18 protein-coding genes, 4 tRNA genes, 2 pseudogenes and 2 riboswitches are annotated in these 23665 nt (G+C 53.5%); of the genes and pseudogenes, 6 read left to right on the top strand and 18 right to left on the bottom strand.

Annotated elements, in window-relative coordinates; genetic code table 11:
- Positions 1-112: 112 nt before the first annotated feature.
- The 7 genes from clpX to BCA33_RS03565 all read right to left on the bottom strand — a co-directional run bounded on the left by clpX (position 113) and on the right by BCA33_RS03565 (position 4484).
- The gene (gene clpX / locus BCA33_RS03595; RefSeq protein WP_071263518.1) at positions 113-1396 is read right to left on the bottom strand and encodes an ATP-dependent Clp protease ATP-binding subunit ClpX; all 1284 of its coding nucleotides are present in this window, start codon (positions 1394-1396) and stop codon (positions 113-115) included.
- Between the two features lie 78 nt (positions 1397-1474).
- Complete coding sequence (gene clpP, locus BCA33_RS03590; protein ID WP_071263516.1) at positions 1475-2110, bottom strand: ATP-dependent Clp endopeptidase proteolytic subunit ClpP; 636 nt, start codon at positions 2108-2110, stop codon at positions 1475-1477.
- A 186-nt stretch (positions 2111-2296) separates the two neighbouring features.
- Entirely contained in the window at positions 2297-3604 is a 1308-nt protein-coding gene (tig, locus tag BCA33_RS03585; RefSeq protein ID WP_071263514.1) for a trigger factor, read from the bottom strand.
- A 321-nt stretch (positions 3605-3925) separates the two neighbouring features.
- Positions 3926-4010, bottom strand: a tRNA-Leu gene (locus tag BCA33_RS03580).
- 111 nt (positions 4011-4121) lie between these two features.
- Positions 4122-4197: transfer RNA gene (locus BCA33_RS03575), tRNA-His, on the bottom strand.
- 101 nt (positions 4198-4298) lie between these two features.
- Positions 4299-4375: transfer RNA gene (locus tag BCA33_RS03570), tRNA-Arg, on the bottom strand.
- A 32-nt stretch (positions 4376-4407) separates the two neighbouring features.
- Positions 4408-4484 (bottom strand) — tRNA-Pro (locus tag BCA33_RS03565).
- Positions 4485-4711: 227 nt separating this feature from the next.
- Between BCA33_RS03565 and folD the strand changes: the two genes are divergently transcribed.
- Entirely contained in the window at positions 4712-5569 is an 858-nt protein-coding gene (gene folD / locus BCA33_RS03560) for a bifunctional methylenetetrahydrofolate dehydrogenase/methenyltetrahydrofolate cyclohydrolase FolD (RefSeq protein ID WP_071263513.1), read from the top strand.
- Between the two features lie 82 nt (positions 5570-5651).
- Here folD and BCA33_RS03555 read toward each other — a convergent pair whose 3' ends face one another.
- The 3 genes and pseudogenes from BCA33_RS03555 to BCA33_RS03545 form a co-directional block, all read right to left on the bottom strand.
- On the bottom strand, positions 5652-7832 hold the full coding sequence (locus BCA33_RS03555; RefSeq protein WP_071263512.1) for a malate synthase G: 2181 nt from the start codon (positions 7830-7832) through the stop codon (positions 5652-5654).
- Between the two features lie 132 nt (positions 7833-7964).
- Positions 7965-9353 carry a cysteine--tRNA ligase gene (gene cysS, locus BCA33_RS03550; protein ID WP_071263511.1) on the bottom strand — a complete coding sequence of 463 codons (1389 nt, stop codon included), beginning with the start codon at positions 9351-9353 and terminating at the stop codon, positions 7965-7967.
- Positions 9354-9371: 18 nt separating this feature from the next.
- Positions 9372-11047 (bottom strand): annotated as a pseudogene (locus BCA33_RS03545) (glutamine--tRNA ligase/YqeY domain fusion protein).
- Positions 11048-11181: 134 nt separating this feature from the next.
- Between BCA33_RS03545 and BCA33_RS03540 the strand changes: the two are divergent.
- The 5 genes from BCA33_RS03540 (at position 11182) to BCA33_RS21265 (ending at position 15135) form a co-directional block, all read left to right on the top strand.
- The gene (locus BCA33_RS03540) at positions 11182-11691 is read left to right on the top strand and encodes a peptidylprolyl isomerase (protein ID WP_071263510.1); all 510 of its coding nucleotides are present in this window, start codon (positions 11182-11184) and stop codon (positions 11689-11691) included.
- Positions 11688-12422 carry a UDP-2,3-diacylglucosamine diphosphatase gene (locus BCA33_RS03535; RefSeq protein ID WP_071263509.1) on the top strand — a complete coding sequence of 245 codons (735 nt, stop codon included), beginning with the start codon at positions 11688-11690 and terminating at the stop codon, positions 12420-12422. The genes BCA33_RS03540 and BCA33_RS03535 overlap by 4 nt, the downstream gene beginning before the upstream one ends.
- A 136-nt stretch (positions 12423-12558) precedes the next feature.
- Entirely contained in the window at positions 12559-13524 is a 966-nt protein-coding gene (locus BCA33_RS21275; RefSeq protein WP_254774160.1) for a hypothetical protein, read from the top strand.
- On the top strand, positions 13497-13847 hold the full coding sequence (locus BCA33_RS21270; protein ID WP_254774159.1) for a hypothetical protein: 351 nt from the start codon (positions 13497-13499) through the stop codon (positions 13845-13847). The genes BCA33_RS21275 and BCA33_RS21270 overlap by 28 nt, the downstream gene beginning before the upstream one ends.
- Positions 13834-15135 carry a mechanosensitive ion channel domain-containing protein gene (locus BCA33_RS21265; RefSeq protein WP_254774158.1) on the top strand — a complete coding sequence of 434 codons (1302 nt, stop codon included), beginning with the start codon at positions 13834-13836 and terminating at the stop codon, positions 15133-15135. The genes BCA33_RS21270 and BCA33_RS21265 overlap by 14 nt, the downstream gene beginning before the upstream one ends.
- Positions 15136-15156: 21 nt before the next feature.
- Here BCA33_RS21265 and BCA33_RS03525 read toward each other — a convergent pair whose 3' ends face one another.
- From BCA33_RS03525 to BCA33_RS03490, 8 genes and pseudogenes are all read right to left on the bottom strand, one after another.
- Positions 15157-15942 carry an amino acid ABC transporter ATP-binding protein gene (locus BCA33_RS03525; protein ID WP_302848211.1) on the bottom strand — a complete coding sequence of 262 codons (786 nt, stop codon included), beginning with the start codon at positions 15940-15942 and terminating at the stop codon, positions 15157-15159.
- Positions 15942-17027, bottom strand: a complete 1086-nt coding sequence (locus BCA33_RS03520) for an amino acid ABC transporter permease (protein ID WP_071263507.1) — start codon at positions 17025-17027, stop codon at positions 15942-15944. The genes BCA33_RS03525 and BCA33_RS03520 overlap by 1 nt, the downstream gene beginning before the upstream one ends.
- Positions 17027-18214, bottom strand: coding sequence for an amino acid ABC transporter permease (locus BCA33_RS03515; protein WP_071263506.1), 1188 nt, complete (start codon positions 18212-18214; stop codon positions 17027-17029). Before BCA33_RS03515 ends, BCA33_RS03520 begins: the two co-directional genes overlap by 1 nt.
- 91 nt (positions 18215-18305) lie before the next feature.
- Positions 18306-19299: pseudogene (locus BCA33_RS03510) on the bottom strand (amino acid ABC transporter substrate-binding protein).
- A 208-nt stretch (positions 19300-19507) separates the two neighbouring features.
- Complete coding sequence (locus BCA33_RS03505; RefSeq protein WP_254774157.1) at positions 19508-20413, bottom strand: hypothetical protein; 906 nt, start codon at positions 20411-20413, stop codon at positions 19508-19510.
- 49 nt (positions 20414-20462) lie between these two features.
- Positions 20463-20855 carry a thioesterase family protein gene (locus tag BCA33_RS03500; RefSeq protein ID WP_071263504.1) on the bottom strand — a complete coding sequence of 131 codons (393 nt, stop codon included), beginning with the start codon at positions 20853-20855 and terminating at the stop codon, positions 20463-20465.
- A gap of 182 nt (positions 20856-21037) precedes the next feature.
- Complete coding sequence (locus tag BCA33_RS03495) at positions 21038-22354, bottom strand: LLM class flavin-dependent oxidoreductase (RefSeq protein ID WP_217632603.1); 1317 nt, start codon at positions 22352-22354, stop codon at positions 21038-21040.
- Positions 22354-23127 (bottom strand): 3-oxoacyl-ACP reductase, encoded by a 774-nt coding sequence (locus BCA33_RS03490; RefSeq protein ID WP_071263502.1) that lies wholly within the window; start codon positions 23125-23127, stop codon positions 22354-22356. The genes BCA33_RS03495 and BCA33_RS03490 overlap by 1 nt, the downstream gene beginning before the upstream one ends.
- Before the next feature lie 58 nt (positions 23128-23185).
- Positions 23186-23282, bottom strand: a riboswitch (TPP riboswitch).
- An 80-nt stretch (positions 23283-23362) separates the two neighbouring features.
- A riboswitch (TPP riboswitch) is annotated at positions 23363-23471 on the top strand.
- The last annotated feature ends 194 nt before the right edge of the window (positions 23472-23665 follow it).

Here is a 23665-nt window from a genome sequence, read left to right as displayed (position 1 = left end):
TTTTTACCAAACAACACAGCACGCTGCCCTGTTGATACAAACCATTAAAAAAGGGGCATTTCGCCCCTTTTTTAATATCTATCGGTTATCTCACTCTGATGTGATAGACCCATTAATCATCCGGCACGGCCTTGGCATGATCGGTACTCGCATAGATCTTGAACGGTTCCGAATCGCCTTTGATGACACTCTCGTCAATCACAACCTTGGAAATATCATGCTCAGACGGAATCTGGTACATGGTATCCAGCAGCGTAGCTTCCATAATGGAACGAAGGCCACGGGCGCCGGTTTTGCGCTCCAGAGCCTTACCTGCAACAGCTCGCAACGCGTCGTCACGGAAGTCCAATTCGACGCCTTCCATATCAAACAGCTTCTGATACTGCCTGGTTAGGGAGTTCTTCGGTTCTGTCAGAATCTGTACCAGCGCGTCTTCATCCAGCTCATTCAACGTGGCAATAACGGGCAGGCGCCCTACAAATTCCGGAATCAGGCCGTATTTGACAAGATCTTCTGTCTCAACGTGCTTGATCACATCGCCCATATTTCGGCTGTCGTCCTGGCTGGTAACCGCCGCAGAGAAGCCAATGCTGCTCTTTTCGGTACGATCACGAATAACCTTATCCAGGCCGGCAAACGCACCACCACAGATAAACAGCATGTTGCCGGTATCAACCTGCAGGAATTCCTGCTGTGGATGCTTGCGCCCACCCTGAGGCGGCACAGACGCAACCGTACCTTCAATCAGTTTTAGCAATGCCTGCTGAACACCCTCACCGGAAACATCCCGGGTAATCGAAGGGTTATCAGACTTGCGTGAAATCTTGTCGATCTCATCAATGTACACAATACCTCTCTGGGCTTTGTCCACATCGTAATCGCACTTCTGAAGCAGCTTCTGGATGATGTTCTCAACGTCTTCACCTACATAGCCCGCTTCCGTAAGCGTTGTGGCGTCTGCAATGGTGAATGGCACATTGAGCATGCGGGCCAGTGTCTCTGCAAGCAGTGTTTTACCACTACCCGTGGGGCCAATCAGCAGAATATTGCTCTTGCCTAGCTCAACATCGCCCTTGCCTTCACCATATCGGAGACGCTTGTAGTGATTGTAAACCGCTACCGCGAGCACAACTTTGGCGCGATCCTGGCCGATGACATACTCATCAAGTGTGTTGCGGATTTCAGCTGGTGTGGGAAGACGATCACTCGGCTCCTCCTGCGCATTCTCCTGAATCTCTTCGCGGATAATATCGTTGCACAGGTCGACACACTCGTCGCAGATGAACACCGAAGGCCCTGCAATGAGCTTACGGACTTCATGCTGGCTTTTTCCACAAAACGAGCAGTAGAGCAACTTGCCGTTATCGTCGCCTCTGCCGTTTCTTTCATCTGCCATTGAAATACCTCTGATCTCGTTTTGCCGGCGCTTTAAATAATCGTGCGCCGGCCAGGGGTGATGCAATTACTGCCAGTATTATTTATTCGGTACGCGCTTATCAAGTATCGAGTCAATCAGGCCATACTCTTTCGCCTGGGTCGGATCCATGAAATTGTCACGATCCGTGTCCCTTGCGAGCGTTTCCAGATCTTGGCCAGTATGGTAGGCCAGGATGGAATTGAGCGTATGCCGTATCTTGAGAATCTCGCGGGTATGGATCTCAATATCAGTTGCCTGGCCCTGATAACCACCCAGAGGTTGATGAATCATTACCCGCGAGTTGGGCAAACAGGCACGCTTGCCTTCAGCACCACCAGCCAACAAGAATGCGCCCATGCTCGCCGCTTGGCCCACACACAGGGTTGACACATCCGGCTTGATAAATTGCATGGTGTCGTAAATGGACATGCCTGCAGTTACAGAGCCGCCTGGGCTGTTGATGTAAAGGTGAATGTCTTTGTCCGGGTTTTCCGATTCCAGGAACAGAAGCTGCGCCACGATCAGGTTAGCCATGTGATCTTCCACTTGGCCCACCATGAAGATCACGCGTTCCTTGAGCAGACGGGAATAAATATCGAACGAGCGCTCCCCGCGGGCAGTCTGCTCGATAACCATTGGCACCAAGCCGGAACTGGTAACCATTGCGGGACCATCAATCGGTTTCTGCATCATGATGCGCCTGAACTCCTTATGAAAAAATAGGACGTGGCTTCAAACCACGGCATTTTCAGTATTCTTGCATCTTATACTTTGCCAGTCGCCAACCAAGCTGAAAACAGCCGGACATGCCGGCTGTTAACTTTATTAGGCCAGCCAGGCCGAATTCAATCCGACCCTGGCACAATTATCTGGTCAGTATCAGCCCTGCTGCGCCTGCCCAGCCTGAATAGCCTCTTCGTACTTGACCTTCTTATCCGTTACCTGGGCCTGTGACAGTACATAATCAACAACCTGGTCTTCCAGTACAGAAGACTCAATTTGGCTCTTCTGCTCCGGATTGCCACTAAAGTGTGCAATGACTTCATCTGGCTGTTCATACGTTGACGCGATCTCCTGGATCTTTTCATCAACCTTGGCCGGATCTACTTTCAGGTCGTTAACCTTAACAACTTCCTGGAAAAGCAATCCCGTTTTAACACGACGCTCAGCCTGCTCCTGGAAAATTTCTTTAGGCAGTTGCTGGAAGTCCACCTGGCCACCAAAGCGCTTAACTGCGTCTTGACGCAGACGATCAATTTCCTGATCGGCCAAGGTACTAGGAATATCCACCTCAGTGGTTTCCAAAAGACCGTCTACAACGTCATTCTTGACCTTGTTAGCAACGGCCTGCTTGAGCTCACGCTCCATGTTCTTTTTCACTTCTTCACGGAAGGCGGCTTCGTCTTCTGCCTCAATACCAAACTTGGTAAAGAACTCGGCATTCAGCTCTGGCAGCTGCGGCTCTTCAACCTCGTGAATCTTGATATCAAACTTTGCAGGCTTTCCTTTGAGATCTTCGTTGTGATAATCCTCAGGGAATGTCACTTCAATCTCAAGCTCTTCGCCAGCCTTGCCACCAACGATGGCTTTTTCAAAGCCTGGAATCATCTGATCAGAACCCAGAGTCAGCTTATGACCTTCAGCGGCGCCGCCTTCAAACTCTTCACCGTCGATAGAGCCCTTGAAATCGATCGTCAGCACGTCTTTGTTCTTGGACTTACGCTTAACAGATTTCATGGTGGCCTGCTGGCGACGCAAGTTATCGACCATGGTGTCAATATCTTTGTCGGTAATCTCAGAGGTCAGCTTCTCGATGGAAATCTTGCTCAGGTCGCCCAGCACAATTTCAGGAAGAACTTCGAAAATGGCAACGAACTCGAGATCCTTGCCGGCTTCCATGGTTTTTGGCTCAAGCTTAGGCCAGCCCGCAGGGTTAATATCCTGCTCCTGCAGCGCTTTGATGTAGTTGTCGCGCATGATATCGCCGACAATTTCCTGGCGCACGCTGTCACCGAAACGACGCTTGACCACGCTCATGGGCACCTTGCCAGGACGGAAACCGTTCAGGCGCACCGTGCGCGCAGTTTCCTGCAGGCGTTTCTGAACCGCTTGGTCAATTTCTTGGGCGGGCACACTAATCGTCATGTGACGCTCAATGTTGGAGGTCGTTTCTACAGACACTTGCATGGAGGATCCTCAAGTTTCGGGTTCGGTATATGAATGAAATTAAAACCAAAAGTCCATTCCTGAGCGGTTTCCTCGGAAAGGACCCAAAATTAAAAGCCGTTAGTTTATCACGGTTTGCCCCAACGAGAGAATCATCTGCCAAAGGTAGTTTCAGGGTTCGCGATAACGGCGGCGCTTATAAAGGAGGAGTTTGGGGCAAAAAAAGAAAAACAAAGGGGGGACAACCCCGGATTCATAGAATTAAGTGCCGTGCACTTAGGGCAATCAGCTAGAGCTATAATGAAAAAGGCCCTTAGATTGCCTCTAAGAGCCTTTAAAATATGGTCGGGTTGGGGAGAATCGAACTCCCACTCCTCTCGGAACCAGAACCTAAATCTGGCGCGTCTACCAATTTCGCCACAACCCGAAATACTGATAATTCTCGGCCATTTTACCGTATTTTACTGGTCGCTAAAATATCGATTGCTGACACGGTATTGGCACACGTAATAAATGCAGAAAACTCTTCTAGGAAAAGTGGGGTGGACGAAGGGGATCGAACCCTCGACCGCAGGAGTCACAATCCTGAGCTCTACCAACTGAGCTACGTCCACCACATCAGGACATACCTTTCGGTATATTCGATAACTAATTCACTAGCCTTTCAACTTTGCTACCTGCGGTGCTTTGGTACCATTTAAGCTATTGGCTTTAATGGTGCGCCCGGCAGGACTCGAACCTGCGGCCCTCGGCTTAGAAGGCCGATGCTCTATCCAGCTGAGCTACGGGCGCATGACCGTTCACCCATCTGAACATTCAGAAAATGGTCGGGGTAGAGAGATTCGAACTCCCGACATCCTGCTCCCAAAGCAGGCGCGCTACCAGACTGCGCTATACCCCGTCTGAACTGAACAACATGTTGCATCAGCTAAGTTGGCGCGCATATTACCGTCGCCAAACGGTTCCGTCAACAATGAAAACCAAATTCTTATATATATCTGCTCGCTAACCCTGAAACACCTGGGTAAATCACCCCGATATCAGCGTGTGTTCCTAAATTGGAGTTGAGGGGCAAGCGTGAGACAATGCGCGCCTTCACTTACTAATGCCCAACCGACAAGACGAAACATGAGCGCCAAACTAATCAATGGAAAAGAAATTGCCGCCGAAGTCAGGCAACAAGTCGCCCTCGGCGTAGAAAGCCGCACCGGCAAGGGGCTACGCGCACCCGGCCTGGCCGTGGTACTCGTGGGAAGCGACCCGGCTTCTGAGATATATGTAGGCAACAAGCGTAAGGCCTGTGACGCTGCCGGCATTCTCTCACTCTCCTACGACCTACCAGAAGACACCTCGCAGCAGGCTCTGGAAGCCCTGATTGATGAGCTGAACGAGAACCCCGTGGTCGATGGCATCCTGGTACAGCTTCCACTGCCAGCACACCTGGACGCCGACCCTATTTTGCTGAAAATCCGCCCTGACAAAGATGTGGACGGATTTCACCCATACAATATCGGCCGCCTGGTGCAGCGTAAGCCAGCTCTACGGCCATGCACACCAGCTGGGGTGATAACTCTGCTAGACAGCATTAACACCCCCTACAAGGGCCAACATGCAGTGATTGTGGGGGCATCAAACATCGTAGGGCGCCCGATGACCATGGAACTGCTGCTTAAGGGTGCAACCACCACTGTGTGCCACCGTTTCACTCCGGACTTGGAAAAATTTGTTCGGGAAGCCGACATTCTGATTGCCGCTGTAGGCAAACCGGGGTTAATCAAAGGCGAATGGGTAAAACCTGGAGCCACGGTCATTGATGTGGGCATCAATCGCATGGAGAACGGCAAACTTCAGGGCGACGTGAATTTTGAAGCTGCTTCGGCACGTGCGGCCTACATAACGCCGGTTCCCGGCGGCGTTGGCCCGATGACCATTGCGACTCTTCTGCAAAACACTCTGTATGCGGCGAACGAGCTGCACGACAAGTGATCGCACAGCGCTCTTGATACCGAATACCAGTGCAAATACAAAAAAACCCGCCGAAGCGGGTTTTTTTGTATTTCAGCCGATTTTACTGACCAAACTTCTCTTTTGCTCTCAAGCGATACGCATGCAACAGCGGCTCAGTGTAGCCACTTGGCTGCTCACGCCCCTTAAGCACCAGGTCCATGGCGGCCTGGAACGCAATGTTGTCAGCAAAATTTGGCGCCATCGCCCGGTAGGTCGGATCATTGGCGTTCTGCTTATCAACAACCTGTGCCATGCGCTTCATGGTTTCTTCAACCTGCGCCGCGGTGCAGATGCCGTGGTACAACCAGTTAGCCAGGTGCTGCGAGGAGATGCGCAAGGTAGCCCTGTCTTCCATCAGGCCGATATCGTTAATATCAGGAACCTTGGAGCAACCAACACCACTGTCGATCCAGCGCACAACATAACCCAGAATACCCTGGGCGTTGTTGTCCAACTCCTGCTGGATATCTGACGCAGTCAGCTTGGATGCATCCTCCATCACCGGCACGGTAAGAATGTCGTCCAGGCTGGCACGAGCGCGGCTTTCCAGATCTTTCTGGATATCAGCCACTGATACCTGGTGATAATGGGTCGCGTGCAGAGTTGCCGCTGTTGGTGAAGGTACCCATGCCGTATTGGCACCGGCTTTCGGGTGGCCAATTTTCTGCTCAAGCATGCCTGCCATCAGATCCGGCATGGCCCACATACCCTTACCAATTTGGGCAACGCCACGGAAGCCGGTCTCCAGGCCAACATCAACGTTCCATTGCTCGTAGGCACCAATCCATGCCGCCTGCTTCATCTCGCCCTTCCGGATGAATGGCCCAAGCTCCATGGACGTGTGCATTTCATCGCCAGTGCGATCCAGGAAGCCAGTGTTGATGAACACTGCACGATCCTTGGCCGCGTGGATGCAAGCTTTGAGGTTAACCGTGGTGCGACGCTCTTCATCCATAATGCCGATTTTCAGAGTGAAGCTCGGCAGACCCAAGGCATCTTCAACGCGACCGAAGAACTCATTCGTAAAGGCGACTTCTTCAGGGCCGTGCATTTTTGGTTTAACAATGTACACAGAGCCGGTGGCACTGTTCTGGAACTGACCATCACCCTTCAGATCGTGAATGGCGATCAGAGAGGTCAGAATGCCGTCCATGAGCCCTTCAGGCACTTCACTGCCATCTTTCAGAAGAATGGCCGGGTTAGTCATCAGGTGCCCAACGTTACGGACAAACATCAGGCTACGCCCTTTCAACTTTATCTGGCCGCCATCGGCTGCGGTGTACTCGCGATCCGGATTCATCTTACGAGTCAGGCGCTCGCCGCCCTTCTCGAAAGTTTCTTCCAGATCGCCCTTCATCAGGCCCAGCCAGTTGCTGTAGGCAAGCGTTTTATCATCAGCATCTACAGCTGCGACTGAATCTTCGCAGTCCATGATAGTGGTCAGCGCAGATTCCATAAGCACGTCTTTAACGTGGGCGCCGTCATCTTTGCCAATCGGGTGGCTGGCATCGATCTGAATTTCAAAGTGCATGCCGTTTTTGACCAGCAGGATACCTGTAGGTGCATCGGCGGCGCCGGTGTAACCCACAAAGCCAGATTCGTCTTTCAGGCCGGTGACATCGCCGCTCTGCAGTTTAACGGCCAGTTTGCCACCAGCAACCTGATACAAAGCTGCATCTTTATGGCTACCGGAAGCCAGCGAAGCAGAGTTATCCAGCAGGTTACGTGCAAACTCGATAACCTTAGCGCCGCGCACTGGGTTATAGCCGCGGCCTTTTTCAGCGCCATTCTCTTCGGAAATCGCGTCGGTGCCATAAAGCGCATCGTACAGGCTGCCCCAACGAGAATTGGCTGCGTTCAGCGCAAAACGGGCGTTCATGATCGGCACTACCAGCTGAGGACCAGCCATGGTCGCGACTTCAGGATCAACATTTGCAGTAGAAATCCGGAAATCTGCCGGCTCGTCTACCAGGTAGCCGATTTCTTTCAGGAAAGCTTTATAGGCAGCCATGTCCAGCTTCTGACCCTTGTGCTCGCTGTTCCAGCTGTTCATTTTCTCCTGGATTGCGCCACGCTTGGCCAGCAATTCACGGTTACGCGGTGCCAGATCGTTAACGATCTTGTCGAATTCTGCCCAGAATTTATCTGCATCCAGTCCGGTGCCCGGAATTGCTTCGTTATTTACGAAGTCATACAAATTCTTTGCGACCTGAATGCCGCCAAGTTGTACGCGTTCTGTCATCGTTTTTAGCCTCAGTGAGTTAGCCTGACCCGACCGTAGCAGTAGTCGAGCCGGGTAAATGAAAAGCCGCATTATACGAGAAAATCCCTACAAGGTCATTTCCTGGAGCACAACACGACGTTGGTGAAAGTATCAGCCGCGCCGCCAACTTGTGCCTTCGCGGGAGTCATCCAAGATAACGCCCTGCTCTATCAGCTCATCACGAATACGGTCAGCACCAGCAAAGTCTTTAGCTTTACGGGCATCTGCACGGGCCTGAATTTTCGCCTCAATGTCTTCGGCGCTCAGCTCTCCAGCGGTATTCGCCTGGAAGAAACCATCTGGGTCCTGCTGAAGCAACCCCAGAATTTCGCCCAAACGAACCAGAACGGTTGTGGCTTTTTTCGCCTCATTGTCCCGGCCTTCACGTCGGTGTTGATTTATGTCATTAGCAAGGGCGTGGAGAACCGAAATCGCGCCAGCACAATTAAAATCATCGTCCATTAATTCAAAAAAACGCCGGTCATGCTCTGTCTCCGGCACGTCGCCGGAATTTTCTGGCACAACGCCCCGCAACGCATGGTATAGCCGCTCCAGAGAGCGCCCCGCCTCAGCAAGGTTGTCCTCAGAATAATCAACCTGGCTACGGTAATGGCTAGAAACCAAAAAGAAGCGCACCACTTCCGCAGGATAGGTGTCCAGAATCTCCCGGATGGTAAAAAAATTGCCCAAGGATTTGGACATCTTCTCCTTGTTCACACGGATCGCGCCCGCATGCATCCAGGTATTTACAAACGTGTGCCCCGTCGCGCATTCAGACTGCGCAATCTCGTTTTCATGATGGGGGAACAGTAAATCCGGCCCACCACCATGAATATCAAAGGTATCACCCAAGCAGCGAGTAGACATGGCAGAACATTCAATGTGCCACCCGGGGCGACCATTACCCCAAGGCGACGGCCAGCTCACTTCGACGTCGCCTGCGGCTTTCCACAACGCAAAGTCAGCCGGGCTGCGCTTGGCTTCGTGTACGTCGATACGCGCTCCAGCCAGCAGATCTTCAAGTTTTTTCTTGCTGAGCTTTCCGTAGCCTTCAAACGATTCAACGGAAAAGTACACATCGCCGTTGCCGGCAGCATAAGCATGATCCGATTCAATCAGCGTGTTGATCATGGCGATGATCTCAGCGATATAATCCGTTGCACGAGGCTCTGCGCTGGGCGAAAGCACACCAAGCTTAGTCTCATCCTCATGCATTGCAGTGATCATGCGATCGGTCAGTTCGGTGAACGGCTCTGCGTTCTCCTCCGCACGGCGGAGAATCTTGTCGTCGATATCCGTTATGTTGCGCACATAGGTTACATCGTACCCACGGTTACGCATGTAACGTGTCACCACATCAAACGCCACCAACACCCGGGCATGCCCCAGATGGCAGTAGTCATAGACCGTCATGCCGCATACGTACATACGAACCTTGCCTGGCTCGATGGGCGTGAACGTTTCTTTTTGCTGGGTGAGCGTATTATAAATTTTGATCACAGCTGGTCTCCCGAATGCTTACCCCTTACTACCCCAGGAATCCCGCAAGGTAACAGTACGATTGAATACCGGCTTGCCGGCTTTGGCGGTCAGTTCCTGATCACAGAAGAAATAGCCTTCCCGCTCGAACTGATAGGGAATATCTGTGCGAGGCGTAGCCAGATTCTGCTCAGCTCGTGCGCCTTTGAGCACCACAAGCGATCCCGGGTTAATGTGATCAACCAGATCGCCCTCCTTGTCGCTATCTGGCGTCTCGTGGTTGAACAAGCGGTCGTATAGATTGATATCACACTCTACGCTACTACTCTCAGAGACCCAGTGGACAACACCATTAGGCTTGTAGCCCTGGGGGTTAACGCCCAGAGTAGCTGGGTCGTACTCGCAGCGAAGCTCCACAATGTCACCACTGGCATCCCGCACCACTTCTTTACATGTCATTACATAGCCACCGCGCAGACGGACAGCCTGCTCTGGCGCCAAACGCTTCCACTTACGCGGAGGCTCTTCTACAAAATCTTCCCGATCGATATACAGAGTTTGGCTCCAGGTGACTTCGCGCTGCCCCATATCAGGGTTCTGCGGATGTACCGGCAACACCAGGGTTTCTGTTTTGTCAGCAGGGTAGTTCGTGAGCGTCACCTTCAGAGGGTGCATCACACACAGGGCGCGAGGTGCGCGAGTGTTCAGATCCTCTCGTATAGCGAATTCCAGCATTCCCATATCGACGGTGCCACCGGCCTTGTTCACACCGATCATGTCGCAGAAGGTGCGCAGGGATTCAGGGGTATAACCCCGACGCCGCATACCGGAAATAGTAGGCATGCGCGGGTCATCCCAGCTGTCTACCAGGTGCTCGTCAACCAGCCGTTTGAGCTTACGCTTACTGGTTATGGTGTAATTCAGATTGAGCCGGGAAAACTCGATCTGCCGCGGCTGGCACGGAGCAGTAATGTTATCCAGAACCCAGTCGTAAAGTGGGCGATGGTCCTCAAACTCCAGGGTACACAAGGAGTGAGTAACCCCCTCCATAGCATCGGAGATGGGGTGTGTGAAATCGTACATCGGATAGATACACCACTTATTGCCCGTTTGGTGATGCTCGGCGTAACGAATGCGGTACAAGATGGGATCGCGCAAGTTGATGTTGGGCGATCCCATATCAATCTTGGCCCGCAACACCATCTCGCCATTGGCAAATTTACCATCGCGCATGTCACGGAACAGCTTTAAGCTCTCCTCGGCAGGACGGTCGCGATAGGGGCTGTTCTTACCCGGCTCTTTCAGGCTGCCACGGTATTCCGCCATTTCATCCGCAGATAACGCACACACATAAGCTTGCCCTTCTCGATCAGTTCTTCGGCAAAGTAATAAAGGGCATCAAAGTAGTCAGAGGCATAATGCACGTCCCCGGCCCAGGTGTAACCCAGCCACTCTACATCCCGCTTGATGGCATCAATGTACTCCTGGCTTTCCTTCTCCGGGTTGGTGTCGTCAAACCGCAGATTGCACCCGCCGGCAAATGTCTCGGCAATACCGAAGTTGAGACAGATGGATTTGGCGTGGCCGACGTGCAAGTAACCGTTCGGCTCGGGCGGGAAACGGGTTACGACCTGGCCGGTATGCTCGCCTTTTGCAACGGCGTCTTCGATCAGGTTCTGAATAAAGTTATGGGCTTTCTTCGACTCGGCGCTCATACAATCTCTTAAAAGAAGTGGATCATAAACCGGGCATTATACTCATAAATCAGGGCCGGACTCATGCATCGCTGGAAACTCTTGAGTACAATGTCTTCTTTAGCCAACTCAAACTCAATAAACAGGAAACCCTGATGATTCTGCTGACCACTAACCACGGCGATATCAAGCTCGAACTCGATTACGAAAAAGCCCCTGAAACAGCCAAGAACTTTGAGCAGTATGTGCGTGAAGGCTTCTACGATGGTCTGATCTTCCACAGGGTTATAAGCAACTTCATGGTGCAAGGTGGCGGTTTTGAACCTGGCATGGTCGCGCGCAAAACCCGTGACCCCATCAAGAACGAAGCAGACAACGGCCTGAGCAATATGAAAGGTACCGTAGCTATGGCCCGTACTATGGACCCGCACTCCGCCTCTGCTCAGTTCTTCGTGAACGTTGAGAACAACGGTTTCCTGGATCACACAGCAAAGAACGCAGAAGGCTGGGGTTACTGCGTGTTTGGTAAAGTTGTGGAAGGCATGGACACAGTAGATGCCATCCGTGCGGTACGCACCACCATGGATGCAGGCCACCAGGACGTACCCTTCGAGGACGTAGTGATTGAAAAAGCCACAGTTATAGAGGATGGAGGCGCAGCGTGACCACGCTGTTCATTTCCGATCTCCACCTGGAAGAGTCTCGCCCCGACATTACCGGGGCGTTTCTCAGGTTTCTGAAAACGAAAGCGCCAGGCACGGAGCAGCTTTACATCCTTGGTGACTTTTTCGAGGCGTGGATTGGTGACGACGAGCGCACGCCGTTGCAGGAGCAGGTTGCAGCCGCACTGCGAGAGCTCAGCGAGAGCGGTACCCGCCTTTTCCTGATGCACGGCAACCGGGATTTTCTACTAGGCGAAGATTTCTGCGCCCGCGCCGGCGCAACGCTGCTGGATGACCCAACGCATATAGACCTGTACGGCACCCCTACTCTGCTGATGCACGGCGACAGTCTTTGCACAGCCGATGTCGAGTACCAGAAGTTCCGTGCCAACATGCGCAACCCGCAAACACAGAAGCTTATCCTGGCTCGGCCTCTCAAAGACCGCCAGCAAATGGCCCGGCAACTCAGGGAAATGAGCATGGCAACAAACCAGGGTAAAGCAGAAGACATCATGGATGTTACGCCTGAAGAAGTTGTGCGTGTTATGGAGGCCCACGATGTGCCACAACTGATTCATGGCCATACCCATAGGCCCGCCGAGCACAGCCTTGAAGTAAATGGCAAACTCTCAAAGCGGATTGTTCTGGGTGATTGGGATGAAAACGTTTGGTGGTTGGTTGCAAAGCCCGGGCAACCACTCGAGCTGAAAAAGACCCCGCTCTCAAGCGTCTGAAACGACACACCCTATGAGCAAAACCATGAAGCAATACCCGACCCGTTACTCAATTCTAATAACATGGCTGGCCGGGGTTCTTCTACTCTGCTTTTCAGCATTCCCTGCCCTCGCGGAAAACTCTGAGAGCTCGCCGGTGCAATCAACCAAAGCACCGCAGCAAAGCGACGATGGCGATCAAGAGCCAGAGAAGGCCGAAGAATCTCGCCCGGCCGTGCAACCGGAGCTGGAGAAAGGCACGGATTCACCGCCCGAAATCAAACTGCCGCAATCGGCGGACGCAGATATCCATGAGCAGGTTCGAGCGCTGCAAGCATCGCTTAAGCAGCGCCAAGCTGCTGTTTTAGAAAGCCGGGAGCAATTGAACTACGCTGAATCCGTTCTGACCCGCCTGCAGGATGAGTACAAGAGCTTTGAGCTGAGGCTTGAAAAAGCGGGGCTTAACTTAACCGCCAGCTACGCCGACCTCTTAAAACAGCGGCTTGAGCGACTGCAACGGCAAAGCATTGCCGAGGACCTCATTGAAGGCATTGAGAGCAAATTATCCACAGCACGAGAAGAGCAACTAAGGCTGGAGGAGTTTGAGGCCATCGCAGAGCCAGATGACGGCGCTCGAAGCCAGCTACTAAGCCACCGTTCGGAGCTGCTGCGAAACCTTCACAAAGCCGTTACAGAACATATTGATGCGCTCAATGAATACTACAACACAGTGACCGCACTTCAGGATCAGGTACAGGACTACCAGGAGCTATTGCAACAAAGGCTGTTCTGGCTTCCGAGCGCGGTAGTAGTCAATGCAGAAACTGCCGGAGGGTTATACCAATCCGCCAAATGGTTTATTTCCCAACTGCGTTTTGATGCATTGAGCAATGCAATTACCCGCTCGGTGAGCGAGCGGGGCGAGCGCACTGGGCTGGTCGCTCTGCTGCTCATAGTGCTTGTGATAAAACGCAAAAAAATCTTAAATAATTTACTGGCCAACAGCCGTCCTATTGGAAACGTAGGTCAGGATCGCACGGCTTTTACGCTGCACGCGCTGATGAACAGTTTTCTCCTGGCCTGCCGGGGGTTCTTGTGTTTTCGCTGGCTGCTCTGGTGCTGATGGAGGGCAACGCGTTTTTCGCTGCACTATCCAAAGGCTTCACAGCAGCCGCCTTTATCATGTTTTTACTCGCCTTTGTCCGCAACGTGGCTCGCAAAAAAGGGCTTGGAGAAAGCCACTTTCATTGGAACCCCAACTCTTTGCTGGTTATTCGCCGGGAAATACCCTTGCTGATGGCCTTTGTCATTCCGGTCACCATCATTACTACATCTACCAGCTCAACACCCGAGGCGTTCAGTTTGATGACAGCTTGGTCGCCTGCTCTTTACTCTGGTGTCCATCGCACTGGCGATATTTGCGCAACGGATCATGAAAGCTGTTAGAGCTTACAAGTCCCAAGGAAACTTTCTCCTTTTCCTTCACATTATTGCGGTTTCCGCCCCTCTTGTACTGGCCACAGCATCTCTGATTGGGTACCACTACACAGCCTTGCAGCTTGAGCGAAATCTGTTTGTTTCCATATGCTGGCTAGCTTTCAACTCACTGATCTACTACATAGGCTTGAGGGCATTGTCAGTGCGTGAGCGCCGGCTAACCTTAAAGCTTCTTACAGAGCAGCGGGCTGCCGAACGTGAAATGGCAGAAGCCAAAGAGGCTGAAGATGCCTCAGCTGAAAGCCCTATGCCGGCTCTGGACATGCCAGAGATGAACCTGAAAGATATTAGTCAGCAGAGCTCGTCCCTACTGCGCATTGTGATCTCGGCCTTGGCTATGGGCGGCTTATTCATCTTATGGGCCGATGTTATCCCGGCGCTTCAACTGTTTAACGACATTACCCTCTGGACCATTGCCACAGACCTGCAGGGGGGCGATCCACTGCCCATAACACTTGCCGATGCACTGCTGGCGTTACTGGTGGCTGCCGGAACGGTGCTGGCCGCTAAAAACCTTCCAGGAACCCTGGAGGTAATGGTGTTGAGCAGGATGAACCTGGAGCCCGGGGCTGGCTATGCGATCACAACGATTACCACCTACATTCTTGTGATCATGGGTGTGGTGACCTGCCTTGCGGTGATTGGCGTGCAGTGGTCCAAGCTGCAGTGGTTGGTTGCAGCTCTTGGGGTTGGCCTCGGTTTTGGGCTCCAGGAAATAGTCGCCAACTTTGTCTCTGGCGTCATTCTCTTGTTCGAACGCCCAATCCGGGTAGGTGACATGGTGACCATAGGGGGCGTTACCGGCACCGTTACACGCATACGGATACGCGCAACAACGCTGGTCGACTGGGACAGAAAAGAACAGATTGTTCCGAACAGAACCTTTGTTACCCAGGATCTGACCAACTGGACGCTCTCGGACCCGATCACTCGCGTTACCCTTCGTGTAGGCGTGGCCTATGGCTCCGACGTAAACAAGGTTCAAGAGATACTTGCTAAAGTTGCCTCCAAGAATGAGCGCGTGGTGAGCGATCCGGCACCTGAGGTTTTCTGTGTGGGGCTTGGAGATAGCAGTATCGATTTTGAGGTTTGGGTATTTGTTAAAGACCTGCAGGACATTATGCCGCTGTCCCACGAAATACACGCCTCGATCACTCATGCTCTGACCGAGGCCGACATAGAAATTCCCTTCCCGCAACGAGATATTCACGTACGCACCCTGCCGGAGGCCCGGTAGGGTGTCGCTTGCTCGCCAACGCTACAATATCTGCTGCAGAAACTTCTGCGTGCGTGCCTCTCTCGGATTGCTGAAAAATTCGGAGGGCGGTGCCTCTTCGACAATTTCGCCTCCATCCATAAAAATCACCCGGTCCGCGACGGTCTTGGCAAAGCCCATTTCATGGGTTACGCAGATCATGGTCATGCCGCTGCCGGCAAGCTCGACCATGACATCCAGAACCTCCTTGATCATTTCCGGGTCGAGCGCTGATGTGGGTTCGTCAAACAGCATGATTTTCGGCTTCATGCACAGTGCCCGGGCGATAGCCACACGCTGCTGCTGGCCACCTGATAACTGTCCAGGATACTTGGTGGCCTGATCCGGAATTTTTACCCGCTCCAGATATTCCATGGCGGCTGCCTCCGCTTCCCGACGGGGTACTTTGCGCACCCATATGGGCGATAGGCAGCAATTTTCCAGGACCGTAAGGTGGGGAAACAGATTAAAGTGCTGAAACACCATGCCCACTTCCCGGCGCACGCTGTCAATGTGTCGGACATCATCGGTTAGCTCAACATCATCGACAATGATTCGGCCCTGTTGATGTTCCTCCAGGCGGTTGATACAACGGATAAATGTCGACTTCCCCGAGCCGGAGGGGCCGCAGATGACAATGCGCTCTCCCTGATCGACGGCGAGATTCAAGTCTTTGAGGACGTGAAAATCGCCGTACCATTTGTGCATGCCTTCCACACGAATAATGCCTGGCTTTTTCTCAGCCTGTGAATCCTTGGATTCGGGGTGTTGCGTCATAGTCGTACCCATCAGGTTTTGTGGCTGGTATCGAGTTTGCGTTCAAGGTTCTGGCTATAGCGGGAAATCCCGAAACAGAACACCCAGAAACAGAAAGCCACGAAGACGTAGCCCTCTATCGCAACGTTCTGCCAAGCCGGGTCCGCTATCGTTGACTGAACCGTTCCAAGAATGTCAAACAGGCCAATGATCAGAACCAGTGTGGTGTCCTTGAACAGTGCTATAAAGGTATTCACAATGCCGGGAATGACCAGCTTCAACGCCTGGGGCAGAATAACCAGCCCCATCTTGCGCCAGTAGCCAAGGCCCAGGGCACCGGCTGCTTCGTACTGCCCCCGTGGAATAGCCTGAAGCCCACCCCTTATCACTTCAGCCATGTAGGCCGACTGCCACAAAGTGATACCAATCAGTGCTCGCACGAGTTTCTCGAAGCTCATCCCCTCCGGAAGAAAAAGGGGCAGCATCACCGAGGCCATGAACAACACCGTAATAAGAGGCACGGCCCGCCAAACTTCAATAAACACCACGCACAGCCCCTGGATAATAGGCATATCCGACCGGCGCCCGAGGGCCAACAAAACACCGATAGGCAGGGAAGCCAGAATGCCGATATAGGCGAGAATGAGTGTGAGCATGAGGCCGCCCCACTTGGAGCTTTCCACAGCTTCCAGACCCAGAATGCCCCCCGGAATCAGGATATAGCCGATCAGAGGCAGGCCGGTCATACCGAAGATGCCGAGCCATTTTCGGCCAGGGAACCTTTCGATAAACTGAGGTACAAACGCGACCGCCAGCAATGCGAACATGACATCGACTCGCCACTGCAGCTCGTCCGGGTAGAAACCGTAAATAAAGAAATTCAGGCGCTGATTGATAAATAACCAGCAGGCACCCTCCCCCACACAATCCTCCGGGCCAGCGCCCTGGAAGGTGGCATCGAATAACAGCCAGTTCAGCAGAGGCCCAACATTGGTGATCAACACATAGCCAACCACAAGGGTCAGCAGGGTGTTATACCAGGTGGAAAACAGATGCGTGCGCATCCACTTGACCGGGCCCGTGTATTTTTTGGGTGGTTTGATCGTCGATTCGCTCATCATCGCTCCTTGATCGCCACGGCCCGGTTATAAACATTCATGAACAGTGAGATCAGCAGACTGATGGTGAGATACACGGCCATCGTAATGGCAACAACCTCCACCGCCTGGCCGGTCTGATTCAGCGTGGTGCCCATAAACACAGCAACCAGGTCCGGGTAGCCGATGGCGGTTGCAAGTGAGGAGTTTTTCACAAGATTCAGGTACTGGCTGGTAAGTGGCGGAATAATCACCCGCATGGCCTGGGGAATAACAACCAGTCTCAGGGTCAAACCATTCGGCAGTCCCAGCGCTTTGGATGCTTCCGTCTGCCCCTGGCTAACCGACAGAATGCCCGAGCGTACAATCTCCGCAATGAAGCTCGCCGTGTAGAGGGAAAGTGCGAGCCACAGCGCCGCCAGCTCGGGGATCAACGAAATCCCGCCGCCAAAATTGAACCCCTTCAGCGCAGGCAATTCCCATTCCAGAGGCAGACCCGCAATGACAAATGCCAGGAGCGGCAAAAGAATCAGAAGCGCGACACTTACCTTGACCGTAGGAAAGATCTTCCCGGTTGCCATCTGACGTTTCTTCGCCCATTTCCGGACGCCTACAACCGCCACGATGGCTAGCAGAATGGCACCCCAGACCAGCCCGAAGCCTTCCGGGGTTATCGGCCCTGGCAAATAAAGGCCCCGGTTGTTCAGAAACAGTGCACCGCCAACCTCCATGCTTTGTCGTGGCGACGGAAGGTTGCTGAGAACCGCGAAATACCAGAAAAATATCTGCAACAGAAGGGGAATATTTCGAATGAGTTCAATGTACGCCAGCGCAATTCTGGCCACCAGCCAGTTACTGGACAGGCGTGCGACACCAATCAGAAACCCAAGAATGGTCGCCGCAACGATACCCATGGCTGAGACCAGCAGGGTATTGGTCAGACCTACCCAGAAGGTGCGCCCGTAGGACATGGTGGCATCGTAGGGCACGAGATGCATGATGATGCCGAAGCCGGCAGACTCATCAAGGAACCCGAAACCGGTACTGATACCCCGGCTCTCCATATTCGAGAGCGTGTTGCCTATCAACGTCCAGCCGGCCCAACACACCACTGCCAGGGAAATAACCTGGAAAACCAGAGCTCGAACCCGTGGGTCGTACCAGGGTTTGGGCCCGGCGGGCCTGGAATCAATCGTTTGTTTTTTCATGCAATGCCCCGAAAAGCTTCCCTGCAATACACAGCGTCAGAGTTAACACCGGGTGCATTGCAAGAACACCCCCGGTGAAGCCTTTCAGGTATTAGCGCACTGGTGGCGCGTACATAATGCCACCATTTGTCCAAAGGGCGTTGATACCTCGTTCAAGGCCGAGGCCGTATCAGGACCAATATTGCGGTCGTACATTTCGCCGTAGTTACCAACCTGCTTCACGATGGCATAACCAAAGTCATCCGGAACGCCCAATTTGGCGCCCATGTCGCCATCCGTTCCCAGCAGACGCTGGACATTCGGGTTATCCGACTTCAGCATGTCGTCCACATTGGCCTCGGTAATACCCAACTCCTCCGCGTTGATCTGAACGAACAATACCCACTTGACGATGTTGAACCACTCGTCGTCACCCTGCCGCACAACCGGCCCAAGGGGCTCTTTCGAAATCGTATTAGGCAGAATTTTTGCGGAATTCGGGTCGGCAAGCTTGGATCGCAAAGCGGCGAGCTGGGACCGATCGGATGTCAGCACATCACAGCGCCCTGCGGCAAACCCCTGAACAGATTGCTCCGACGTGTCAAAAACGATTGGTTTGAAATCCATACCCTTGGCACGGAAATAATCCGAGAGATTCAGCTCAGTGGTTGTGCCCGCCTGGATGCACACGGTGGCGCCATCGAGCTGGGTCGCGTCATCTACGCCAATGTCCTTGTTAACAAGGAACCCTGCCCGTCATAATAGTTCACACCCGCAAAATTAAGCCCCAGCGATGCATCTCGGGTAAGCGTCCAGGTGGTATTTCTGGACAGTATGTCAATTTCGCCCGACTGCAACGCTGTGAAGCGCTCCTTCGCTGTCAGGGGTGTAAACTCAACGGCCTTTGCATCTCCAAAGACAGCTGCAGCGACTGCCCGGCAGGTATCAACATCAATTCCCGTCCAGCTGCCTTTCTCATCCGGCTGGGAAAACCCAGGAAGACCACTGGTCACACCACACTGGAGGTGACCTTTTTGTTTTACGCTTTCCAGCGTTGTTGCTGCAAACACGCTTGTTGTCGTGAGCGCGCCTGCAACAAGCGCCATACCAACGGCTACGGATATTGCTTTTATCATTGTTGTTTCTCCGAACGTCTGTTTGTTTTTACCTTCCAGACTCTCGTCGCCGTTCAGGCTTACCTGAGACAATAAGCCAGCCCTAAAAAAGACACATGTCGCGAAATGCGACGCGTCATTTTTAGGCGGCAACATAGAGTCTTATTACTACAAGGTAGAACAAAGTTCGGAAATACAACTAATTATTAGTGGTTTTTTTCTGCAGAGTTGGGTCACCGTCCGGTTCTTTGTAGGTCTCCAGACGTTTCAGCCATCCTTTTAGCCAGCGGGTTCTCTCGATCGGATCGCCTGCGTTGTCAGCTCTTCGGGTCAGAACTTTTGCAGCCGCTTCCCGGAAGCGCTCCAGCGTTAGGGCTTCCGGGTTAGGCTCCATGGCCATAAGAACCTGCCGAAGCCCCCAGCCCACACCGTTATAGCGCTCTGTATCTGAAAGGCCCTCTCCCTTGAAATTGACATAATCCATCAAAGCATAGATGCCACCTGGTGTAGCGCTCAGGGCCTCCAGATCGGCCTGTAGTTGTGGTTGCCGATCTAGAGGTACTGACCCAACGATCATTGCAAGCGAGGACTGAGCGCGCCGAAAAATAAACTCTGCCTGAACCCCCTGAGTGCCAGCCAGAAATTCCCGAAGCTCGGCCACTCTGACTGAATTTTTGGCAGACTCAAATACTGCTTTGTCTGCCCAGGGAGCATCGAAAGGTTCAAGCTCCCTGAGCCATTCAGGCACCGGTGCTTGCCGCTGGATCATATATTGAATAAGTTTGGGGAAGCTCTCCACAAAAGGTTCATCTACCCCTTCCGGGTACCATATAAAGTGTCCAATCCCCAGCGAGGGAAACGCCTCTCCATCATTCCAGTGAACAAGGCACTGAAACTGCCCATTGCATTCATTGTTAAAAATCTGTTGCCCTACCCAGTCCATTTCGTCCGGCTCAAGCGCCAATAAAACGTCCTTTTGAACACCCTCTTCCGCTGCCCCCTTTGCCGCAACTCCAGTGGCATCCGTAGCTTGCGAAGCCGAGTCACACCCACCGACGAGCATGATGACTGACAATACAATCAGCACTAATTTTGCGTTATTCACTGAACCACCTCGTTATATCGACAGGTTACCGGCTGGTGCATGGGCCAAGCTATTCAGCGAGGTGACTGGACAGTTCTGCCCGGATGTCATCAGGAATAGCGAGAGCTTTCTCTGAGTTATAATCAAAGTGAATCAACACCGCATTGCCGCGCGCAATCATCTTGCCATCCTGCCAAGCTTCCTGAACCACCTGAAACGAGCTGTTTCCTATTTTCCCGACGCCTGTACGAACTTCAACCGGCAGGTGCCAGTAGCTCTGTGCCACAAAGTCAACTTCCACTCGGGCGATAATCAAGGGCCAGGTTTTCACGTCCAGTGTTGGGTGGAAGATCTTGAACAACGGCATTCTGGCCTGCTCAAACCAGACGGGCAGTGTCGTATTGCTGATATGACCCAAAGCATCTGTGTCACTGAAGCGTGGCTGAAGCTCATAGTAAAACATGCCATCTTTCCTTGTGGTTAAATCCGGGTACTATATACCCTGTGTCAACGTTACATATCGAGTAGGGTGAGGCGTTGGCGGGCCAGTGGACTCCGCGCATTGTGCCAGTTTTTCATCCAGATCGATTTGAAGGGCGGTTGGTAACCCAGCTGCCTTAACTGCTTCAGCAGTAGGCACCTGGTTCAGGAATTGCCAGGACGCGCCAAACCTAAATGCGCGCGCAGAGTATTGCTCTGATATTCCGTGCGGAATAACCCACGGTTCTGCAGTTCCGGTACCACCTGTTCGATAAAGTCTTCAATACCGGCGGGCAGCGACGGCGGCATCAGGTTGAAACCATCAGCGCCTTCGTTGCGGAACCAATGCTCCATCTTATCGGCGACCTGCTCTGGCGTGCCCACCATGGTGCAGTGGCCTCCGCCTGCCGCCAGCCGACCTAGCAACTGGCGCAGAGTGGGTTGTTCGGTTTCAATAATTCGCAAAATGGTGCTGTATCGCCCCTGCGGCCCGCTGAATTCTTCCAGCGGCGGCAGCGTTGGCACAGGTGCGTCCAGTTCCCAGCCTGAACAGTCCTGCCCAATAAACAGGGCCAACTGGCGCAAAGACGCATCGGCGGGCAACAATTCGTCTAGCTCACGCTGCTTGGCTTTTGCTTCCGCTTCGGTGGGCGCCACGTAAGTGACCAGCCCGGGCATGATCGGCACGTCAACCTCACGGCCGGCGGCTTTTACCCGCCGTTTTATGTCGCGATAGTAGCTTTGCGCTGCTGGCAAATCGTAAGCCACCGCGTAAATCGCCTCAGCGCATCTGGCTGCCAGCTCCCGCCCGGGCTCAGAAGCGCCAGCCTGAAACAACACCGGATGCCCCTGCGGTGGACGGGGTACGTTTAACGGCCCGTCCACTCGAAAAAACTCACCCCGGTGGTTTATGGGCTGCACCTTGGCTGGGTCGGCGTAATGGCCCTGGCGATCAAACGTTAAAGCGTCATCGGCCCAGGAATCCCACAATCCCAGCACCGCCTGAACAAACTCGTCGGCGCGGCGATAGCGCTCGGCGTGATCGGGCATGGTTTTGTAACCGTGGTTGCGGGCTTCCACATCAAACATTGAGGTAACCACGTTCCAGCCGATGCGGCCGCCAGAGATGTGATCCAACGAGGCCACCAGGCGCGCGACGTGAAACGGAGTGTAAAAGGTACTGGATACTGTGCTGATGAAGCCGATTTTCTCCGTTGCCCGGCTCATGGCGGCCATGGCCGTCAGCGGCTCTAGGTAAAACCAGCTGCCATCGGACACATTACCGGCCGAATTGCTATCGGCGAAGAAAACTGCGTCCAGCTTGCCGCGTTCGGCGGTTTGCGCCAAACGCTCGTAATAACGGATATCGCCCACCTGTTCCACCGCAGACTGCGGATGGCGCCAGGCGGCCCGGTGGTGACCGCAGCCCATCAGGAAGAGATTGAGGTGCATCATGCGTGGATCTGACGGTGAGGCAGCCATCAGTTTTTCACCAACCCGCCGTCCACCACCAGATTCTGCCCGGTCACCGAGCGCGCCCAGGGCGAGGCAAAAAATAGCGTAGCGTCGGCAAATTCCGCCGGCGTGGTCACCCGCCGCAGCGGTGTGCTGGCCGCGATGAAATCAAATACGGCTTCGGGCGTGGCGGCAGAGGCGTCGGTAGTGCGCAGCAGGCCACCGGAGACCATATTCACGGTGATGTTGTCCGGCCCCAAATCTTGCGACAGGGTGCGGGTAAGTGACAGCAACGCCGCTTTGGCCGCGGTGTAATCGTGATACGGCACCACTGGATTCTGAAACAGGTTGGTTCCCACGTTCACAATGCGGCCGAATCCCGCTTCGCGCATGCCGGCCAGCGCCGCCTGGGTGGTATTCAACGCCCCGCCCACCACGCCGGCAAACTGCTGGTTCAGATTTTCCCAGGTCAACTGTTCCGCGTTGGGGCGAGCGTCGCCATTGAATGAAAAATCCGGCAGGGCGTTGTTGATAACGGTGGTCACCGGAAACCCAAAATGCTGCCGTGCCTGGGCGAACATCGCCTGCACTGCGACGCGGTCGGTCACGTCAGCCTGCACCGCCAGCGTACGTACCGGATCTTCGCCGGCCAGTTTGTGCGCTGCTTCGGCGCTGTTGCGATAGTTGATCACCACGCTGGCGCCTTCGCGCAAAAACGCGCGCACCAAATGTTCGCCCAAACCGCGGGCAGCACCGGTTATCAGAACCAGTTGTTGATCAAAACGGGCAGATTTGTACATAGACACCTCATGACTGAGGCGAAGGTATGAAGTCACAGATTTGGCGCTGCATTTCATCTGCGCCTGCGGCTGACATCCCTTCGCCAGTGTGAACTGGATCAGGTTCAACGGGTGTACTCTCAGCCCTGCAAAGCAGGACACCCCGTGTCGAGCCAAAACCATAGCACAACGGATGCACAGACCTGTAGGCCCAGATACCTGCAATTGACAAGTACGAACAGACTTCTTACTCTATTTTCATTCCTGGGGGCGCCATTGCGATGGCTGAGACTCCGTATTGTGTGCGGTAACCCTTCGAACCTGATCCGGGTAATTCCGGCGAAGGGAAGGAAACGCCTGCTCCACGCGTGCCTGTGTGCACCTTCCTTTTTCGCGGCCGTCCCGGTGATACGCCACTTTGGCGATTTCGCTACCGCCTGCCACGGCAAGGAAGATTACCGATGTTAACCTCCTCTACCGCCCTTGTGTGGCTGGTTTTGTTCGCAGCTCTGTTCGCCATACCCGGCTGATTTACGCCCGCCACAAGCAAGACAAGCTG

Origin of the sequence: Marinobacter sp. AC-23, from assembly GCF_001858325.1 — a bacterium.
Lineage (GTDB): Bacteria > Pseudomonadota > Gammaproteobacteria > Pseudomonadales > Oleiphilaceae > Marinobacter.
Note: the sequence above shows the minus strand (reverse complement) of the source record. Positions and strands in the feature narration are given on the sequence as shown.

Coding starts and splice junctions, on each gene's coding strand:
- clpP (WP_071263516.1), bottom strand. CDS start 2,110: ATGATGCAGAAACCGATTGATGGTCCCGCAATGGTTACCAGTTCCGGC.
- BCA33_RS03525 (WP_302848211.1), bottom strand. CDS start 15,942: ATGGGTACGACTATGACGCAACACCCCGAATCCAAGGATTCACAGGCT.
- clpX (WP_071263518.1), bottom strand. CDS start 1,396: ATGGCAGATGAAAGAAACGGCAGAGGCGACGATAACGGCAAGTTGCTC.
- BCA33_RS03490 (WP_071263502.1), bottom strand. CDS start 23,127: ATGTACAAATCTGCCCGTTTTGATCAACAACTGGTTCTGATAACCGGT.
- BCA33_RS03500 (WP_071263504.1), bottom strand. CDS start 20,855: ATGTTTTACTATGAGCTTCAGCCACGCTTCAGTGACACAGATGCTTTG.
- BCA33_RS21265 (WP_254774158.1), top strand. CDS start 13,834: ATGAAAGCTGTTAGAGCTTACAAGTCCCAAGGAAACTTTCTCCTTTTC.
- folD (WP_071263513.1), top strand. CDS start 4,712: ATGAGCGCCAAACTAATCAATGGAAAAGAAATTGCCGCCGAAGTCAGG.
- BCA33_RS03515 (WP_071263506.1), bottom strand. CDS start 18,214: ATGAAAAAACAAACGATTGATTCCAGGCCCGCCGGGCCCAAACCCTGG.
- BCA33_RS03540 (WP_071263510.1), top strand. CDS start 11,182: ATGATTCTGCTGACCACTAACCACGGCGATATCAAGCTCGAACTCGAT.
- BCA33_RS03555 (WP_071263512.1), bottom strand. CDS start 7,832: ATGACAGAACGCGTACAACTTGGCGGCATTCAGGTCGCAAAGAATTTG.
- tig (WP_071263514.1), bottom strand. CDS start 3,604: ATGCAAGTGTCTGTAGAAACGACCTCCAACATTGAGCGTCACATGACG.
- BCA33_RS03520 (WP_071263507.1), bottom strand. CDS start 17,027: ATGAGCGAATCGACGATCAAACCACCCAAAAAATACACGGGCCCGGTC.
- BCA33_RS03495 (WP_217632603.1), bottom strand. CDS start 22,354: ATGGCTGCCTCACCGTCAGATCCACGCATGATGCACCTCAATCTCTTC.